The sequence below is a fragment of the Haladaptatus sp. HS23 genome (assembly GCF_056892285.1).
In genome coordinates this window covers 410,142-428,542 of record NZ_JBXGLH010000003.1, presented here as the reverse complement: position 1 = coordinate 428,542, position 18,401 = coordinate 410,142, and the positions used below count along the sequence as shown (strand labels likewise).

The window sequence follows — 18,401 nt, the reverse complement described above, 5'->3', positions numbered from 1 at the left end:
CCGTCATGTTCGGCCTGATGACCGAAACGGTTCATACCCTGACACAGCGTCCTTCTGATCAAAATCTCAGCGGAGCGAGTCGCCAGTCAGCTACGACTGCAAACGAATTTTACTCGCTGCTCGACGTAGTCGACAGCGAGTTCATCGCCGAGCAGTTCGATATCGGCACCTACACGAACAAGCACGATTTTGAGAACCATCTCAAGGTCGGCGTCTTCGAGGGAATCAATCCGTCTGACTCGCTCACTGAACTTGCCGAGAAGACAGCCACGCATGACCAGCTCGAGGAAATGGCTGCATCGACCTTTTCCCGGCGAACGAACGACCGCGACTACCGCGCGGTCGTTCGTCTCTTCTTCGAGCTACTCTATTCGCCCCAGCTGTATCACCAACGCAGTGTTCAGCGCAAACGGTTCGAATGGCTCGATCGAGCAGTTGTTGCTCTCGACGGAACAAATCTTGCACTCACAAGGTCGGTCGCTGTTCCGAGTGAGCTCCATGACGGTGAAGTCATTGATGAGATTGAGCCAGGCAACCGTGGCCTCAAATTCAACCTCGCTGCACGTGTGGACGGACACGCCAAGAGGCTGCTTGGCGTGTCCGTCACAGCAGGCGAAACACGCGAACCAACTCAGTTCGACCATCTCCAGGGCGATGTCGAGGTCTTTGCAGACCTCGACTCGCCAATTCGCGTGTTCGATCGTGGCTATCTCGACTATGACCGCTTCTGTACGCTGAAAGAGCGTGAAGAGGATTTTGTGTGTTTATTGCAGTCAGATTCTCGGGTCGATGTCCTGGAACGAATCCAGGACATCGACATCACTGACGAAGCAGGGACGCGACACGTACGCGACGACCTGATTGAACTCGCCGAGACTGGCGAAACGTTTCGGCGGATCGTGTTTGAGGACGTGGACGGAGAGGAGATAGCGTATCTCACGACGCTATCTCCGAAGGAATACGATCCTGTGGACGTGATGAACATCTACACGCTTCGGACACTCATCGAGATTCTGTTCCGGGAGTTGAAGCAGTATACGAACATCGAGAACTTTCACTCACAATCAGTGAACGGCGTGTTGTTCGAGCTGTTCTGTACGTTAATTGGCTACGTGCTGATCGAGTGGTTCCGGCACTGCCACCCGCTACGGGGTGGCGTGCCGGAAGCGATCTGCATGATCCGAACACGGTGGAACCAGTCATTGCGCTCGTACGGATGAGTTCGCCTCACGCCTGTGAGATCGTCGCCGCTTACAGCGGCGGCTCTCTCTACTCTGCCGTCTCAGCCTCGAACGACGGAGAAATATGGAACTGAGGACAGTTTGAGATTGTCCTCTCGGCGGTCAGACTGTAGTCACTGGCTCAGAATTCTAGTCAACAGTTTTTCGGCGTCTTGCTTGCTCGGTAGCCTTATCACGTCGAAACGGGACAGATCGAAAAGTGGTTTCACACGCTCAAACAACGCATCGACCGCTTCCATACGTCGTGGGTGGGCAGTCGGCCCAGCGTCCAGCGGTGGCTTGGACAGTTTGTGCATTACTATAACCATCAGCGACCGCATCAATCGCTCGACAACCGAACACCTGTCGAAGAGGAGCTTAACTAGACAGTGCCCGAACTTCTCTTTTAAAAAAGCGAAATTATTAATCTTACTCATTATATAAAATAGGCAGATTACAAATATAACTATAGATTCGATAGCTAAATAACCATGGGAGATGGGTGTAGAGTGCTGTTATGAAGTCATTGATGACTATTCTATCCTTTCAAATAATAATGTGCCCCACCTGTTGTATATATTTTCTGAACATCAGTACGAGTCGGCCAATTAGGTGGGGAACGAGTCCGACCATTCCAGAGGATTAAAAGCTCTCGAGATGACGGTGTGTCATACCAGTATGTTTCATTAACTGGCCGATTAGTCCCAAATACCCATTGCAGATAATAGGAGTCAAGGGTTTCCTCCTCATATCCTTTAAAAAAACGTATGTGTTTTGTGTCCGCGGAAATCGGAGCATTGCCATAGTTCTTGTGCCATTGCAGTGATGCGTAATCTGTAGATTTAAAGTCATTCCCAAGTTGCCCCGCTTCTCGATCGGGAGATATAGTATTACTGATGAGGTGTGACGGAAGTGTGACTACTGAAATAAGAACGATAATCGACACCATAACGTATGCGAGTCGTGGATGAGACCAGCGTTGGATACAAAAGGTTGCGACAGGCATTGAAATAAGGAACCCAAGTCCGATCAATCTCGGCCCGCCAATAATAGGACTTGCTAACGTCAATGGATAAGCAGCTGCCCAAAAAACTAAAATGAATCCAAAAATATACATCGGCCAAGGAATATTTACAGGGCTGCTAATCCGCTCTTTAAGGATCGAACCTACTATTAGGACAGCTAAGATAATAATGATACCTGTTCTTGCCGCGTGAATTGGTGCCTGATACCAACCACCGCGCCATGCTAGTTGTAAATGACTATACCACGAATTATAAACAAACACATGAGACAGTCCACTAACACTATTTCTCCCGGCAAATGATCCTGTCATGGATCTTATTAATGGCTGAAATATCGCGAGAATTGCTGCTTTGTAGAGGTAGGTCCAATAAATAATAATTAGAGAAAAAACTGATTTCACAGGGAGTTTTGTAGATGAGACATCATTTGTTTGCAGTCCTAACACAGTCAGGTATTTTGACATTGGATGACGGACAATATAAGCAAACATTGCAAGCATAAGCAAAGTTGTTACCAAATGATGAGTGATAATTATTGCAGCGCAAACGATAAGAAAGATGGGAGTCCAAAAACGTTGCTTTTTGCCACGATGACTACGAATTAAAATATAAAAACAGACGACTAATGGCGGTAGGGCATATGTCTCCTTCACACTCCACGAATGGAACTCTGTAAAGAACCATGCACTTGCTAAAAGTACACCAGCAGTCGCACCCCAACGGCTTCCATACCAAGAACGGACCGCTAGAATTACCAGAGTCGTTGTTGTAACAACCGTAATAAAAGGAACATACTTGAGGACAACTTCTGGGGAAACCCCTATTAAAATCGATATTATTGCTATTGCGTAGTGGAAACCAGGTATGGTGTCGACAGGATTTCCAGCAAGGACGTTATTAACCTCGGCTAGCCCAAACGGAGAATCCCATCCATACAATCGATACGGGTCAACTATATACATTGCTGCGATTGTCCCTTGAAATGAGATAGCAGCAAAAATGTTTAGACTGTCTCTCCACACTGCCAACAAGCCGATTAATAATAGAACCACCATCCATATAAAAATCAAACTCAAACTAACATATTCATCGGGGAGACGGTATATGAATAAGCAGATGGCGATCCCAAGGAAAATGAATGTGGTTTCTTCATGGGGAATTCGTGACACAGCAACCCGTTTAAGCTAATCTACTAAATAACTGCTGCATTATCAATATTCAGTACCTAACAAAGCACCTTGACTAATTGCTTTTGAAGTCCGAATTCAATGAGAAAGTTATTGAGTGAACAGTTCTACTGGAAATAGATTCAATAATACACACAAAATTGGCACCCCTCACGCAGCTCGTCGTCTTATATTAATGATTTCCTTGAACAATTATTGTCAGAGGCCACGCCTCAGGTCGGGACATAGCCACGACTCTCAATGCGGATAACGGCACTCATTTTGTAACAAGCGTTTCAGCTCATCGGACAGTGGTCGCACTACCGAGTTCTGTGTTGGGATAGTCGTAATATTTGATCGGAGAGCCAATAGCTTGCCCCGATATTGGAAGAATTGGCTCTGGTGAATCGCCATACAGCGGTTGATTTGGCTATGTTGCGGCACGCTTGATGTTATAAACGACACATTTCACGACGAGTTCACGAAATTCTCGGTACCAGGTTCGCGCACGCACGGCGTCGCCGTGCGTGCGCTTGATCGCCGAGAAGACGGTCTCACACATCGATCTTTGACGGTAGCGAGGCCCATCGACCCGCGCGTTATGCGCGTGGTCGATGGGCCGGAAGATTCGATGTTTAATCAGCGGTCTCACGTCCTCTTCTCGAAGTTTTTCGCGTAATTCCATCCAATCGTAGCCTTTGTCAGCGGCGAGGCTGCGCAGGTCGCCTGCGTTGCGGCAGGCGACCTGCCAGCCGAGCTGTGTGTCATGCAGTTTCTCAGTCGTGCAATGAACGTCAAGGACAGCCTGCGTCTCTGTGTCGACGAGAGCGGTCGCTTTCAGTGTTTGAACGCGATAATTCGTCCGTCGACAGTAGTGCTTGCTGGCGTTTTCACGGTCGAAAAACGTGGCGTCGATGGCGGCGTGACCCGAAAGGTCGTGCAGCTCCGACGAGAGTCGGAGCAGCACTCGCCAGACTTTCATCTCGAATCTATCAAACGCCTTGACTAACGTCGAGTGGTCAGGGAGATCGCCCTCTTCGAGGCCGATCTCCCCAAGAATATGCGGCATTTCGCTCAGCAAATCGAGTGCGTTACGGTACGATTCATCGAGGTAAACCCGCAGACAGTGCAGCGAGACGAGAGCGTAGTCGGCGAAGCCGCCACCCCCTTCGGGGGCGGCGACTTCGCCTCGTTCACCAACAACATTTTTAGCCAACCGAACCACTTTGCTCGTGAAGCGGGAGATTTTCGACATAGAGCATCGGCGATTTCCCGCTTCAACTCCTTCGAAGTAACGGACGAATCCGACGCCGTCTAGTGATTCACCAGAGCCGAAGAATTTTACCTGATGGTATCGAGCGGCTCGTGGTGTGTCAATAAATGGTATGTCACGGCATCCTTCTGACCCGCCAACTCGTGTTCGGCCACAACCATCCTTACTAGTAGGAATAGTTGATTTAGACGAGAAATTTGACGGTCCAACTGAGGTTATCAATTTTTGCCGTCATGCCGTGTGAAAAACATGGCTCCACTTGTCCTAGCGTTCTTGCTTGGCCGTCTTTCCATAGCAGACGATTAAAATTATGTTGTATATAGTTATGTGTCCGAACAATCATCAAATATTTTATCATAGAAGGCATGACTGAGGAAATCAAGTCAATAATAGCCAAATTTATTGAGTATATAATAAAACAACTCAGGATTATCTATCGTCATTCTTGGAGATTCTCGGAATAGTTGAATCGTTTTGAAAATTTGATCCATAGTAGTAAGATTTGAATGATGATAACGGAGATAATCTAGTTTTGCCATGGTTGTTACTTCCTCCGTAAGATATTCTGGAATGGATTGAGATGATTCTTTAGGGGATTCAAGAATTAGATCAGCTAATCGTTGGCCGAACTTTTTGGGTCCAAAATCTTCTCCATATTCTTGTAGAAACTTCTTAGCTGATTTAATATATTGAGTATATTCTTCATCAGAAACATTTCTAAGATATGTGTGTAATTCTTCCGGCGAACCCAAATCTGGATAATGAATAAATGCAGACTCTGGTACATAATTCGATATGTCATTAGATCCCCAATAAATTGGGACAATACCATATCGAAGACAGTCAAATATTTTTTCAGAAACGTATCCATTAATTCCTGTTACATTTTCAAAGCTCAAAGCAAAACGATGGGTATGATATGGTTTCTTCTTGGTATTTACCTTTCCCTTATAAGTACTGTAAGTTGTTGGCCGAAATTGCCCGTAACTTAATGGTTGCGATATTCCAGGAGTAGAGTCCCAGCCAACTCCATAATGTGAAAAGTCTTCTGGATTCTTTGCATCAAAATAGCTTATCAAATCTTCTCTTGAAGAATATAGCTCGTTTGGATGTTGGGAATATTTTCGTCCAGAGATATTACACAACAGTTTTCTGTCTTCGTATGGTTTATCACTAATCTGAGTTTCTGGATAACAATATGGAAGTCGATACTCACTACATTTATGATGGTATGAGGCAATGTTCGGGTTCCACGTGAGAATATGATCAAAAATATCGAGGTACCGTCTTATCCTCGGTAATGTGTTAAAGGGCACAAATGTTGGTGGTTCCCGCATCAAATATATTAATCTTGGATTATTCTCAGCTTGATATATCCTATTCAAATAATAAAAATTAATATCGATCATTACACACACGTCAGCTTCCTCAGGAGGAATTTCATCTACTGTTCCAACATGATGCCCTCGACTCTTGAGTTCTTGGCATAAGGTAAAAAAAGCTGGGCGGTCTGGGCCATAAGAATTACCTAAGTCATACTCATCTGAATTAAAGATTTTATTTTTAAGAAGTTTACTTGAATATGGAATGAAAGCGATGTCCATGTCGTTTTGCACTACCTCATAGGAAAGCAATATAGCTTTTGTTTTTGTAAGCAACCGGTTCAATAGTGATTTGCTGAAATTAAGTATTTAGAAAAGCGAAAAGTATATTAGAGAATCCAAGTTAACATCCCTATCGACGAAGATACTGAAAATGAACGGTAACAAGATAACTAAAGCCATAAATAACCCTATTTTCGCAATGAAAAGTGGGTTAAGGAACGTCAACCGTCTTTTCTATAGTGCTACTATAGGTGATAAAAATCCTTCAGGAATAGATATATTTGCCAAAGACTGGGATAATCTCATTATTCTTGATGCATGTAGAGCCGATTATATAAGAAAATTCGAAATGGACGGTGAATATCAAAAGGTAGAATCAAGTGCTTCAACTACCTGGCAGTTTATAACCAATAATTTCAAAGGAAAAAAACTCCATGATACAGTCTATGTATCAGCAAATGCTTGGTTTCCTAAGCTAAGCGACAAAATTGAGTCGGAGCTACACAAATTCATCAATTTGGAGAATTATGACTGCCAGGACGAAAGAACAGGTATTGAACCGCCGTCAACGGTCTCGAAATATGCTCGAGAAGCACAAAAGGATTATCCAAACAAACGTCTTATTATCCACTATATTCAACCACACTATCCGTTTTTGGGGGAAATCGGTCAATCAAACTTTGACCCTGGTGTTAATCTCTTAGAAGCAGTTACAAAGGCAAACGTTTCTAAAGAGATTGTGGAAGCTGCCTACCGTGAAAATCTAGAGCTGGTCTTAAAGGAAGCAGTTAAATTAATAGATGATCTAGAAGGTAAATCCGTAATTACAGCAGACCATGGAGAAATGCTAGGTGAACGATCATTACCAATTCCGTTTCGCGATTTTGGACATCCGCCAGTAACATACACTAAACCATTAGTTGAGGTTCCTTGGATAGTTTTTAAATCTAACTCACGAAAGTCTATCACGTCTGAATCCCCTGAAACACTCAAAAATAACGACATGAGTAAAGTCAATGATCGATTAGAAAAACTAGGATATAAATTATGAGCTTCAAAAAAGCAAGTCAAGCTATTCGGTTAGCCAATCAAGCATACCATAGTAGAATATTTTCCAGACAATTTAATCAATCAGGAATTTGCGTGATGGAAAGAGATTGGGATATATTATTACTATTAGATGGATGTAGGGCAGATACTTTTGAAAAATTATCTTCTATTAATGGAAAATATGATTGTGTAGAGTCACGTGGAGCGATGACCCGTGAATTTCTTCTTGGTAATTTTCATGAAAGGGAACTCACTGATACCGTGTATGTCACTGCTAACCCTATGCACCGAAGGCATCCAGAGAAAATGAACATTAGGTTTCACAAAGTCATTGATGTTTGGAAGGAGGACGGTTGGGATGAAAATTACAATACGGTACTTCCGGAAACCATGGCAGAGAAAGGTATTGCAGCTGCTAAAGATCACCCGAATAAACGGATCATAATCCATTTCCTTCAACCCCACTACCCTTTCATCACTGACATGATAGACATGTCAAATTATATTCCAGACCCACAAAAGGAAGGAATTGACTTCTGGGGTAAGGTCAGAACAGGAGAAATTAAGATCGATAAAAAGGTCTTGAAAGCTGCGTATGAACAAAACCTCGAAGCGGTTCTACCATCCGTTGAACAAATATTATCGGAAACACAAGGGAAAAAAGTAGTGACTTCTGACCATGGGAATTTGTTTGGAGAACGAGTTTATCCACTTCCTATAGTTGAATGGGGCCATCCAGAGTTCACCTATGTGAAGAAACTCACCACCGTCCCTTGGTTAGAGATTTCCTCAATAAAGAGACGCAGTATTTATAAAGGTAGACAGAAATCAAATAATTACGAACCGAGTGAAGAAACCGAAGAAAGACTTCGGCAACTTGGATACATCTAGAAATCATACAAGAATGAAGGACCTTAATATCAAAAACATCGTCCTCTTTGTTGGAGATGCAGTACGATTTGATTCTGCAGTGGACCAGCTCCGTCAATTTGGTCAAACCCACCGCACAATTGCAGGCTCTCTCCATACTCCAGCTTCCTTTGGAACCATGCTCACGGGTCGCTCTGTGCCGAATACTGGGATTAAAGGGTTCCATAATAAACTCTCCCAAAAAATACCATGTCTTTTGGATATTACGGATCGGAACTGCTACTTGTCCTCAAAAACTGGTACAATGCATGAAGATATTCATAGAATTTTCGGCCACGAGAGGAAAAGTCCAATCGATGAGGTAGAGGAACCTTTCATCTGGATTTGTCGTGATCCTGGTGGTCATGCTCCATACAATGGATATGATCCTGAAACGTATGAGCAAGTTGACGAAAATGCAAAAGAATATTTACGTCGAGTCGCAGGTGATCAAGAGACAATTACTCATGACTATAGAGTAGGGGTACAGGACTCTATCTCGAGATTTCGAGATATACTAAAAAGTATTGAAAAAAGAGGAATTGAAAATGAAACTTTGTGTATCTACACAAGTGATCATGGTGAACTTCTCGGAGAATACGGATTACTTGGTCATAACCATGTTGCTTGCCCTGAATTAGTATATGTACCCACTACCTTTGTTCACCCGGACATTTATCCAGGAGTAGAAAAACCCATACGTCACGTCGACCTTTATCCGACAATAATGAATGCAATGGGGACGGAGTACAAGAAGAACGAAATAGAGGGTAAACCCCTACATTCAATATCTGGTAATGAACTTGGATATAACTACTTTGAGATGGTATTTTATGGTAACAGTCATTTAAAGGGATTCAATCGTACTGTCCATAGTTGTTGGGATAATTCCGGTGGCCATGCCTTCGTAGAAAGTTCGTACATTGATTCGTTTGCTATCTACTTAGGAATACTCTTAAAAAGTCACAAAGGTAGACAAATAATTGCTAGCAAGTCGTTTAAAGAATCGGTCAAGAAATTTTTACCAGGCCACGAAAAATACGGAGAGCCTAATTTTTCAAAGAAGAAAGCTATTTCCCACATGTCAGAAATCGAAGAAACAGGAGTACTAGAAGCAACTGAGGAGTTAGATCCGGACACAAAAGATCGATTAGAAGAACTTGGATACTTATGACATATCCGAGATTTTCTGTCTTGAATGTGGTCATATCCACGCCTAATAACCGAGAAGGAGCAGTTCGAGCTGGGCTTCAACTAGGTGACCATCTTAGGAAGTATGTTTCAGTAGATACCGTTAAAATGCAAGGAAACTACGACGAAGAGCTAGTTACCGAACTGGAGTTGTCTAGTGAATTTTCCCAAATCCCATCAAAAACAAAGGTACGAAATGTATTCAAGAGATTAATAAATTCGCCAAAGAATTATTCGAACACACTTATTTGGACTCGAATGGATACGAAAAGGAATTTATCTGATTATGATATTGTTCATATTCATAATCCCGTACCTCTAGCTGGAATGATTAGTGTTGCAGCTACCTGCCTTCGTGCAGATTTACCTTACTGTGTAACTACTCATGGAATTAGCAAAATTTCAGATCTTAAAGAGACAATGGAAATGTCATCACTAAATAAATTACTATTTGAGAAAATATATATGAGATTGTATTTTGGCGTTCTTAAAAATGCAATACATCTTTTTGCACTATCTCGGTCAGATGCTACCCTTTTGCAGAAGCGATTCCCTAACCAATCTATTAGTGTCGTACCAAACGGAGTTCGTATTCAGGAGGAAAATTCGGAGATGAATGTGAATGAGACACAAGTAGCAGAGATCAATTCATTTACTCCTTTATTGCTTTTTGTAGGTAAACTTACCCGAGGAAAAGGAATAGATGATCTTCTAAATGCAGTAGAAAGACTCGATCAACCGTTCACACTTATTATTGTAGGTCCACCTCAAGATCAAAAATATGTTACTGCACTGGAGTCCTATGGAGATCACATACAGTATTTAGGATATGTAGACAAACCTTTATTGAACAGCTTATATAGAGAATCTGACATATTTGTTTTTCCGACGCGATCTGATGTTTTTCCTTTGGTTACTTTGGAAGCAATGGCATCAAAAACACCGGTTATATCAACAAACGTCGGTGGTATCCCAGAGCAGATTACAGACGAAACAGGCTATTTAGTTGAACCAAAAAATCCAGAAGCTCTCGCATGTGCAATAAGCGAATTATTGGACGATGATATCCTCCGAAATAAGATGGGCGAAGCTGCACAAAAACGTGTAGAACGAAAGTATTCTTGGGATAGCGTTGCTAAACAAACCGCCCATCAATACGAAAATCTATTGACGAAATCAGAAGATATTTGACGAGCAAAACTTAAAATACATATAAGAACACAAATGACCGATACCCCAAAGAATGTGATTATTATAACTATTGACTCTTTGCGCGCCGATCATCTTCCAACGTTTGGCTATGAAACGGAAAATACAGAATCTATATCTTCACTTGCAAAAGAGAGTCTTTCATTTTCAAACGCTTTCGCTACTGGCCCAGGAACCACACCTTCATTCCCGGCCTTACTAACCGGGACTCTTCCTCTATCATATGGAGGCTTAGGTCCCCTCGACTCTGAACGACCTCGAGTCGCCACAAAACTTAGTGAGGAAGGTCTGTCAACAGGTGCTTTCCAATGTAACCCGTTTCTATCATCATATTTCAACTACAATACTGGATTCGATTGTTTCAAGGACTACCAGAATGCTCTCATGGGGATTGCTACAAAGATATTCCCCAGAGGAATTGAGATAAACAATCCAAAATTCCGTCGAGTTGACGAGTGGATCCATTTGACGGATGCGCTGAAAAAATCATATCAGCTTATAAAAGGGAAACCAAGACCGTATGTTAACGCTGAAGTCATAACAACGGATACAATTAATTGGCTCAAGAAAACGAATAATCAATTTTTCTGCTGGACTCATTATATGGATGTTCATCATCCGTGTTTCCCTCCCATTTCTTACCGGGAAAAATATAGAGTTTCAAATGTAACACAATCTGAAGTCTCTGAGTGGTACTCCGCATTGCTTCGAAACCCGACGAAACTTTCCAATGAAGAAATAGAGGAACTCAAGCGATTATATGATGCTTCTATCGACTATACTGATGATCAAATATCCCGGATTATTGAGTATCTTAAAGAAAGTGGTCGATATAAAGATACACTAATAATTATCACCTCCGATCATGGGGAGCTATTTGGTGAATATGACCAATATGGAAAACCTGAACGAATGTATGATGAACTCTTACACATTCCCCTCCTCGTTGTCAATGGTCCTGAATATTTATTTAGTGTTACAGATGAATTAACGAGTCTACTTGACATCCCTCCACTTGTTCACGAGAGTCTTGGCTTTGAAGTTCCAGAAGAATACGAAGGACAAGTTCCTGGCGTCGATAAAACAAGAGACTACATTATAGCTGAACACGAAGTTGAAGGAGAGGTGATTATTGGAGCTCGATCGAGAGATTGGTTATATGAAGGGGATGAAATCAGGGGTGATCATCGACTCATTGACCTCCAAAACGGCGGTTTTGAACAAGTATCTCACGGGAGTTCTCCAGAGGCTGAAAAATTAGAAAAAGTAGTCCTCCGTCGGCTTAATCAATTAGATATTGACACCCGGAGACTTGAGGATGAAGTAGAAGGAGATATACAAGACCGATTGAAGGATTTGGGGTACCTATGAGTTAGAAATTCAAGAGCTATAGCAGAATAACATAACGAAAAATAAAAGAGACGAGAATGATAAAATTCGCTTATAATAAAGCGGGTATTTAAATATTATCTAATTTAATAAATCCTGCATCATCAAGGTAGTTCTGTACGTATATGTGCAGATCGGCAGGTAATTCTTCGAATATTTGGATCTCAGTGTGCTGGTCATCCATCTTGAGTTGGTTGTTCTGGGCTTTAACCAAGTAACCATTTGCGAGATAGTGCTTACCCCCAGACTCATTGATCTCTGATTTCTCATAGAAGTGTTCGTATGACCCCAAAGACTCCAAAATCTCCACCGATATCCCTAATTCATCATGAGCGACACGATGAACTGCGGCTTTCAATGTTTCATGCTTCCTCACACGACCCCCTGGTACAAACCATTCATTTTTTGCGGGTTCATTTTGTCGTTTGGCTAGTACTACACCTTCCTCACAGATTACAACGAGATCAACTGAAACGATTGGCACATTACCAACAATTACTTGCCACTCTTTGTCTGGAATATAGTGGTCGTCCTGAGTCTTCATTTATGCTCCCGGTTTTCTTCATACCAATTAATAGTGGTCTGCAATCCCTCCTCAAATGAAGTTTCTGCTTCCCAGTCGAAGCTTGCTCTCGCCCGGCTAATATCAAGTTGTCGACGAGGTTGGCCGTCTGGTTTAGAGGTATCCCACTCAATATCGCCCGCAAAATCAGTCTGTTCAGCAATAAGCTCAATCAAGTCGCGGATGCTGATCTCCATTCCGGAGCCTAGATTGACTGGCTCACTTTCGTTGTAACACTCAGTTGCGTCAAGAATTCCATGAGCAGCATCCTTAACATAAAGGAATTCACGAGTCGGCTCACCAGTTCCCCAAGCAGTAATACTGTCGTCACCGTGCTCACGTGCCTCAATACACTTCCGAATAATAGCAGGAATAACGTGTGAAGTTTCAAGATCAAAATCATCACGAGGCCCGTACAGATTCACGGGCATGAGATAAATACTGTCAAAATCGTACTGCTGACGATAGGCCTTTGACTGAGTCAATAAGGCCTTTTTGGCAATGCCATAGGGTGCATTTGTTTCCTCAGGATACCCATTGAATAGGTCGTCTTCACTAAACGGAACATCAGTATACTTCGGATATGAACAGATAGTACCGAGAATAGTGAATTTCTCAACACCAAATTGTCGAGCTTGTTCCATGAGCTCGATACCCATGATTGCATTATCATAGAAATATCGCCCCGGATTCTCACGGTTTGCTCCTATCCCACCGACGCTCGCAGCGAGGTGGAGTACGACATCCGCCTCCGAATCTTTGAAAGCACGCTGAATCGCATCACGATCGCGCAAATCGTATTCAGCGCTCCGCGGAACGAAAATATTCACACCATCAGAGCGTGCTTCCAATTCGTCAATGACGTGGCTACCAAGGAAGCCAGCACCACCGGTCACCATGACTGTCTTGTCATCCCAGTAGTTCATCGCCAATCCACCCTTCCGTACCAATTTTGCCGATTATTAGCGTACCAATCTATCGTACGTTGCACACCTTCACGCCAGTCGACTTGGGGTTCCCATCCGGTTTCTTGGTTTAGTTTCTCATACCCCACGAGCAATTCTTCAACATCGCTTTTACCAGGCCGGTAGCGATCCTCATCTTGTACAATTTCTGGTTGATCCCAATAATCGTACTCAGCACCAACATCAAGAATCAAGTTGGCCCAATCGTTCATGGAGATGTTTTCACCGTAACCATAGACATATTGCTCGCCAGGATTCCCCTCCAGAGCAACGTGCAAGTGGCCATATACACCATCTTGGACAAAGCACAAGTCGCGCTTTGGTTCGAGATTTCCAAGTTCGACGATATCACGTTCAAGCGCCTGTGTGATGATAGTACCCGTAATGTAACGAGGATTCTGACGAGGGCCGTAGTTGTTGAACATACGTGTGGTCACGGCGGGTAATCCATACCCATCGTGGTAGTTCATAGTAAGGAAATCGGCTGCAAGCTTCGAAGTGGCGTAAATAGAGGTAGGGTTTACCGGTGAGCGTTCACTTAGGAGGACACGTCCATCATCGAGTAGATCATGGTGCTCAGCCATTTCCTTCTTCACATTACCATATTCTTCGCTTGTACCTGCCGTGTCGAACTTTGTAATCTCAAGATCAAGATCAATAATCGACTGGAGAAGATTGAGTGTTCCCACGACGTTACTGTCTATCGTCTCATAGGGACGTTCCCACGACTCACCAACGTGCGCTTGAGCACCGAGGTGAAAAATAAGTGAGTCATCATGGCCCTCCAATGCACCGAGGGCCTTCTGGACGGAGTGTTTATCCCGAAGATCACCGCGGTGAACAGTGATATCAGAGGCGTGCACTCGAACGTTTTTTAGCTCGCCACTAGAGGTTGCTCGCACGAATGCATGAACATCTGCTCCATATTCAACAAGAGTATCGACTAGATGGGACCCAACGAACCCATCAGCTCCAGTTACGAACACCGGACGATCAGCCAATTGTGATTTTAAATCCATCATATTATTACCGATTTCGAGTCCACATTAATCCTTCTATTGTATTTAGAACAACCCTGGATGAGTTAGCGACTATATATCTGATGAATTATATTATGGCAATATTGGCCTGTTCTACTGAATCAAAAAGCTCATTACTAACATTTGCATATCATATGAATACAACTTTGGCATAAAATGACAGATACATTGAAAGAACATGTGCTGGTGACTGAATATTTCCATCCAGACACTGCTTCTACAGGGCAGCTGATGACCGAACTAGCAACTGGTTTGGAATCACGCGGGCTAGATATGACCGTATACACTAGTCAACCCAACTACCACAGCGGCGAGAATAAACGCCAGCCACTAGAGACAACTCATAAAGGCGTTCTGGTAAAAAGAATACGAGCCCCACAACTACGGCAGTCTTCACTACCACGCCGCCTTTTCAATTGGATCATATATACTGTCTGGATGTCTATCATCTTGTTTGTGAGTAAAGCTGAATCTGAAAGAGAACTTATTTTCGTCTCAAACCCCCCATTTCTCCCGCTACCACTTTGGTTGGTATGTCGCCTACGTGGATGGGAATACACCTACATTGTTCATGACCTCTACCCGGACCAACCCAGGGAACTAGGTTATATAAAACCTGGAGGGATAATTGACCGCTGGTGGTGCGCAATCCATAAGCGAGTATTCAATGATGCAAAGCACATTGTAGCTCTCGGCCCGGTCATGCGAGAACGAATTGTCTCAGTTACTGGAGACGGAGTCACAACGGACGAAATCACGATAATACACAATTGGGAAGATGATGAATTCATTCAACCACGTGAAAAAACGAAGAACTGGTTCAGCAAAGACCATAATCTGGTTAACCCGTTTACAGTACTCTACTCAGGGAACATCGGTGAGTTTCATGATTTAGAGACATTAATCAAAGCTGCACCTGCATTTGATAGCGAAAACGTCCAATTTCTCATCATCGGTGAAGGAGATAACAAGCAGAATTTGGTTAACCTTGCTAAAGAACTCGGTGTTAAAGGAGATGTAGTGAAATTTTTACCGTATCAACCACAAGAAGATCTTCCTTATAGTCTCACTGCAGGCAACGTCTCTGTAGTAAGTGTGAAAGAAGGGTTTGAGGGAGTTTGTGTATCAAGTAAGCTGTATACAGCAATGGCAACTGGGAAACCAATTCTCTGTATTGCGCAACCTCACGATGACGAGGCGCGGCTAGTTGAAACTAACGAGGCTGGCATCCAAGTGGCTCAAGGAGACGTTGAAGGCGTAATTGAGGCAATTCGAACTTGGCAGGAAAACCCAGAATTGCAAACTGATCAGGGAGGAAACGCTCGTGAAGCCTTCGAGACATATTTTACAAAAGAGCAGTCGATATCTCACTACTATCAAATGCTTACAGGAAGGTCAAAATAAGTATTAACTGAGCTAAATTAAAAAAAAGATAATTTTCTAATCAATTTTAGAAGAGAATACACACATACTGAAAGAACGAAGTGGCCAGCTCATTTTTAGTATTTATTCAACGGGGCGAGAGATGTAGTAGTATTTTCGCCAATTTTAAATCGTTTAAGTTTGTATTTGTTTTGTGGGCTCGATTTGACATCAGGTATTTTTTCCGGACAATGGAAAATCGTATAATACTTACCATTATTCAGTTGATAATGGCTGATCTCAAAGTATTTGGTATTGCCTAGTTCTTCATTGATTATCTGGATTGCAGATTCAATCCGTTCAGAGTCTGGTTTTGTCGTCATACTGCCCACATTGAGATTGGAGATATTAGTTGTGGGGTGATTAAAAAAGGTAAGAGGTCACTGAATCCCATTATAAAATTCAAACAGAGAATAGAACTATCATTCTGATACAATTGGTTCATTCGTATTTTGCCACCTAGACATCCGCTTATAGTCCGACTCTAATTTCTCATTGCTACTCTGAAGTGCATTCAAAATTCCAATAACGTCGATCAGAGGTATCGGAACCTACCAAAATGGAACCGGTTGCAGGTTTTGGATCCGTGATAGAGATTTATAAGGACAGATGTGCTGTTATCGTGTGGAACAAGCTCCGTATCGAAAAAGGACAACTTTTTTCCTTGATTATTAATCCAGTCTCTTCATCGAGTTCGCGAATCACGGCTATCCCTGGTGGTTCGTTGGTTTCTAAGTAGCCTGCAAGGATATCCATGATCCAACTACAGGAGGCTGCTTACGTTACATGAGTAGTACCTTTTGTGGTCAATGAAAAACACCTTCACAGGGCTTTGAATTTCGATAGATGGGGAGTTCATATTCAGAACAATATGCATGGATAAAGCCTTCGATCTAACGGTGATTTAGTACCTAATCACAAGCAGAGAGGGGGATAGAAAGATAACATATGTAGGGGAATGCATTTGGGATACGATGGACTGTAGATTTCACTCCGCAATTACACTCATAAAGAACGATGAAAACACCGTCTGAACACCGAGGATAATCGCGGTGAACGCGACAATGTCGTCCATCAAAAGCGGCAACTCAACATAGCCACTTGTCACCCATTTTACCAGCAAGAAAGAAGCATATGTCGCACCACCAGCAAACACTAATAGACCAAGCGTTGCGGCATGTTCCAACTGCATCCGCTTTAGCAGACGACCCATCACCGGGCTTTGCGCTTTCTTGATAGGGTTCGCTGCAACCGTAGCGAACACACCGAGACTCCCGATCTGATACCCACTGATCGCTAGTAAACTACCTGCAACCATCGAGTGTATTCCAATGGTTACCCCGTTGATTGGAACGTTGAAATAAGCAAGCAGCATTACGAGCAATCCAACGCCCGACAATATCATAGCCGGAATCGAGAAGAGATAGCCAGGTGCGTTCACGAGCATGAACTTCACATGTCGCCAACCGTCACTGAAGCTGTCGAGAGTCGCATCACCCTCCCGCTCATGATACGTAATAGGAACCTCTTTGATCGTCATATCACGAGCACCAGCTTCCATGATCATCTCGCTTGCATACTCCATTCCAGTCGTCTTCAATTCCAACTGCTCATACGCTTCGCGTTCGATGACACGGAATCCACTGTGTGCGTCTGAAACACCAGCACCGTAGAACACGTTAAGGAATTTCGTCAACAATGGATTGCCAATATATTGGTGTAGCTTCGGCATCGAACCAGGTTTGATCTCACCTTCGAGCCGACTTCCCATTACCATGTCCGCATTACTCTCATTGAGTTCATTCAACAATCGGGGCAAATCCTCAAAGTCATACGTTGTGTCTGCATCACCGATTGCAACATAATCGCCACGAGCGCGTTCGAACGCGTATCGATACGCATACCCGTATCCTGGCTGGTCTGGCTCGATAACGATTGCCCCCATTTCGCGAGCAATCTCAGGCGTTCGATCCGTCGAACTATCACTGATGATGATTTCTGTTGTCACACCGATCTCATTGATCCCTCGCTTGACCATCTCGATACACTCAGCGATGCCACCTTCCTCGTTGAGCGTCGGCATGATGACACTCAAGGTTGGTGTCTCTTCGCTATTTTGACCTACAAGAAGATCACTGGATTCGGTACTCTGTCTGTCGTGAACCGTAGTACTACTCGCTTGTTCGGTGTCCATTAAGATTCAGTCCCCTCGTCAGTCGTCTGCGTTTTGCTTGTCCGTGCTCACGGTCGCTCGTGTCATCACTGGTGATTCCCCACAGTCGACACAGGCGAACGAGCCAGCGACTGTTTTGGCTACAGGTGCGTTACAGGCGACACATTTGATTGCCGCGTCACGGACGGTTTTTGGATATCTTC

Annotated in this window: 14 protein-coding genes and 1 pseudogene; 8 read left to right on the top strand and 7 right to left on the bottom strand. The window is 43.4% G+C overall.

All coding sequences use genetic code 11. From position 1 onward, the window contains the following. Nucleotides 1-17 precede the first annotated feature (17 nt). Together AC1XDK_RS12465 and AC1XDK_RS12460 are read left to right on the top strand one after the other, a co-directional pair. Nucleotides 18-1,220, top strand: coding sequence for an IS4 family transposase (locus tag AC1XDK_RS12465; RefSeq protein ID WP_483350215.1), 1,203 nt, complete (start codon nucleotides 18-20; stop codon nucleotides 1,218-1,220). Nucleotides 1,221-1,426: 206 nt separating this feature from the next. Further along, nucleotides 1,427-1,606, top strand: a pseudogene (locus tag AC1XDK_RS12460) (integrase core domain-containing protein); the annotation flags it as partial. A gap of 152 nt (nucleotides 1,607-1,758) precedes the next feature. Here AC1XDK_RS12460 and AC1XDK_RS12455 read toward each other — a convergent pair. The 3 genes from AC1XDK_RS12455 to AC1XDK_RS12445 all read right to left on the bottom strand — a co-directional run bounded on the left by AC1XDK_RS12455 (nucleotide 1,759) and on the right by AC1XDK_RS12445 (nucleotide 6,288). Then, on the bottom strand, nucleotides 1,759-3,414 hold the full coding sequence (locus AC1XDK_RS12455) for a hypothetical protein (protein ID WP_483350214.1): 1,656 nt from the start codon (nucleotides 3,412-3,414) through the stop codon (nucleotides 1,759-1,761). 427 nt (nucleotides 3,415-3,841) lie between these two features. Beyond that, on the bottom strand, nucleotides 3,842-4,666 hold the full coding sequence (locus tag AC1XDK_RS12450; protein WP_483350213.1) for an IS5 family transposase: 825 nt from the start codon (nucleotides 4,664-4,666) through the stop codon (nucleotides 3,842-3,844). Nucleotides 4,667-5,067: 401 nt separating this feature from the next. After that, complete coding sequence (locus tag AC1XDK_RS12445; protein WP_483350212.1) at nucleotides 5,068-6,288, bottom strand: glycosyltransferase family 10 domain-containing protein; 1,221 nt, start codon at nucleotides 6,286-6,288, stop codon at nucleotides 5,068-5,070. Between the two features lie 151 nt (nucleotides 6,289-6,439). Here AC1XDK_RS12445 and AC1XDK_RS12440 point away from each other — a divergent pair, with 151 nt between their 5' ends. Genes AC1XDK_RS12440 through AC1XDK_RS12420 form a run of 5 tightly spaced genes read left to right on the top strand, consistent with a single transcriptional unit; the run spans nucleotide 6,440 to nucleotide 12,018 of the window. Further along, the gene (locus AC1XDK_RS12440; RefSeq protein WP_483350211.1) at nucleotides 6,440-7,339 is read left to right on the top strand and encodes a hypothetical protein; all 900 of its coding nucleotides are present in this window, start codon (nucleotides 6,440-6,442) and stop codon (nucleotides 7,337-7,339) included. Beyond that, entirely contained in the window at nucleotides 7,336-8,229 is an 894-nt protein-coding gene (locus tag AC1XDK_RS12435; protein ID WP_483350210.1) for a hypothetical protein, read from the top strand. Before AC1XDK_RS12440 ends, AC1XDK_RS12435 begins: the two co-directional genes overlap by 4 nt. Before the next feature lie 13 nt (nucleotides 8,230-8,242). Continuing rightward, nucleotides 8,243-9,421 carry a sulfatase-like hydrolase/transferase gene (locus AC1XDK_RS12430; protein WP_483350209.1) on the top strand — a complete coding sequence of 393 codons (1,179 nt, stop codon included), beginning with the start codon at nucleotides 8,243-8,245 and terminating at the stop codon, nucleotides 9,419-9,421. Then, the gene (locus AC1XDK_RS12425; protein WP_483350208.1) at nucleotides 9,418-10,629 is read left to right on the top strand and encodes a glycosyltransferase family 4 protein; all 1,212 of its coding nucleotides are present in this window, start codon (nucleotides 9,418-9,420) and stop codon (nucleotides 10,627-10,629) included. The genes AC1XDK_RS12430 and AC1XDK_RS12425 overlap by 4 nt, the downstream gene beginning before the upstream one ends. 33 nt (nucleotides 10,630-10,662) lie before the next feature. Beyond that, nucleotides 10,663-12,018 (top strand): sulfatase, encoded by a 1,356-nt coding sequence (locus tag AC1XDK_RS12420; RefSeq protein ID WP_483350207.1) that lies wholly within the window; start codon nucleotides 10,663-10,665, stop codon nucleotides 12,016-12,018. Between the two features lie 88 nt (nucleotides 12,019-12,106). Here AC1XDK_RS12420 and AC1XDK_RS12415 read toward each other — a convergent pair whose 3' ends face one another. From AC1XDK_RS12415 to AC1XDK_RS12405, 3 genes are read right to left on the bottom strand one after another with little or no spacing between them, the layout of a single operon-like run. Then, nucleotides 12,107-12,580 carry an NUDIX domain-containing protein gene (locus tag AC1XDK_RS12415; protein ID WP_483350206.1) on the bottom strand — a complete coding sequence of 158 codons (474 nt, stop codon included), beginning with the start codon at nucleotides 12,578-12,580 and terminating at the stop codon, nucleotides 12,107-12,109. Next, nucleotides 12,577-13,524 carry a GDP-L-fucose synthase family protein gene (locus tag AC1XDK_RS12410; protein ID WP_483350205.1) on the bottom strand — a complete coding sequence of 316 codons (948 nt, stop codon included), beginning with the start codon at nucleotides 13,522-13,524 and terminating at the stop codon, nucleotides 12,577-12,579. The genes AC1XDK_RS12415 and AC1XDK_RS12410 overlap by 4 nt, the downstream gene beginning before the upstream one ends. After that, on the bottom strand, nucleotides 13,521-14,585 hold the full coding sequence (locus AC1XDK_RS12405) for a GDP-mannose 4,6-dehydratase (protein ID WP_483350204.1): 1,065 nt from the start codon (nucleotides 14,583-14,585) through the stop codon (nucleotides 13,521-13,523). The genes AC1XDK_RS12410 and AC1XDK_RS12405 overlap by 4 nt, the downstream gene beginning before the upstream one ends. Before the next feature lie 174 nt (nucleotides 14,586-14,759). On the opposite strand from AC1XDK_RS12405, the gene AC1XDK_RS12400 reads away from it, so the two are divergent. Then, complete coding sequence (locus tag AC1XDK_RS12400) at nucleotides 14,760-16,007, top strand: glycosyltransferase family 4 protein (RefSeq protein WP_483350203.1); 1,248 nt, start codon at nucleotides 14,760-14,762, stop codon at nucleotides 16,005-16,007. Nucleotides 16,008-17,013: 1,006 nt separating this feature from the next. Here AC1XDK_RS12400 and AC1XDK_RS12395 read toward each other — a convergent pair. Further along, nucleotides 17,014-18,219 (bottom strand): glycosyltransferase family 2 protein, encoded by a 1,206-nt coding sequence (locus AC1XDK_RS12395; protein ID WP_483350202.1) that lies wholly within the window; start codon nucleotides 18,217-18,219, stop codon nucleotides 17,014-17,016. Nucleotides 18,220-18,401: the final 182 nt, after the last annotated feature.

What these genes read in the sequence shown, in the direction of transcription:
- AC1XDK_RS12405 (WP_483350204.1), bottom strand. Translation starts at nt 14,585, where the DNA reads ATGATGGATTTAAAATCACAATTGGCTGATCGTCCGGTGTTCGTAACT.
- AC1XDK_RS12420 (WP_483350207.1), top strand. Translation starts at nt 10,663, where the DNA reads ATGACCGATACCCCAAAGAATGTGATTATTATAACTATTGACTCTTTG.
- AC1XDK_RS12415 (WP_483350206.1), bottom strand. Translation starts at nt 12,580, where the DNA reads ATGAAGACTCAGGACGACCACTATATTCCAGACAAAGAGTGGCAAGTA.
- AC1XDK_RS12465 (WP_483350215.1), top strand. Translation starts at nt 18, where the DNA reads ATGACCGAAACGGTTCATACCCTGACACAGCGTCCTTCTGATCAAAAT.
- AC1XDK_RS12395 (WP_483350202.1), bottom strand. Translation starts at nt 18,219, where the DNA reads ATGGACACCGAACAAGCGAGTAGTACTACGGTTCACGACAGACAGAGT.
- AC1XDK_RS12425 (WP_483350208.1), top strand. Translation starts at nt 9,418, where the DNA reads ATGACATATCCGAGATTTTCTGTCTTGAATGTGGTCATATCCACGCCT.
- AC1XDK_RS12430 (WP_483350209.1), top strand. Translation starts at nt 8,243, where the DNA reads ATGAAGGACCTTAATATCAAAAACATCGTCCTCTTTGTTGGAGATGCA.
- AC1XDK_RS12445 (WP_483350212.1), bottom strand. Translation starts at nt 6,288, where the DNA reads ATGGACATCGCTTTCATTCCATATTCAAGTAAACTTCTTAAAAATAAA.
- AC1XDK_RS12400 (WP_483350203.1), top strand. Translation starts at nt 14,760, where the DNA reads ATGACAGATACATTGAAAGAACATGTGCTGGTGACTGAATATTTCCAT.
- AC1XDK_RS12410 (WP_483350205.1), bottom strand. Translation starts at nt 13,524, where the DNA reads ATGAACTACTGGGATGACAAGACAGTCATGGTGACCGGTGGTGCTGGC.
- AC1XDK_RS12435 (WP_483350210.1), top strand. Translation starts at nt 7,336, where the DNA reads ATGAGCTTCAAAAAAGCAAGTCAAGCTATTCGGTTAGCCAATCAAGCA.
- AC1XDK_RS12440 (WP_483350211.1), top strand. Translation starts at nt 6,440, where the DNA reads ATGAACGGTAACAAGATAACTAAAGCCATAAATAACCCTATTTTCGCA.
- AC1XDK_RS12450 (WP_483350213.1), bottom strand. Translation starts at nt 4,666, where the DNA reads ATGTCGAAAATCTCCCGCTTCACGAGCAAAGTGGTTCGGTTGGCTAAA.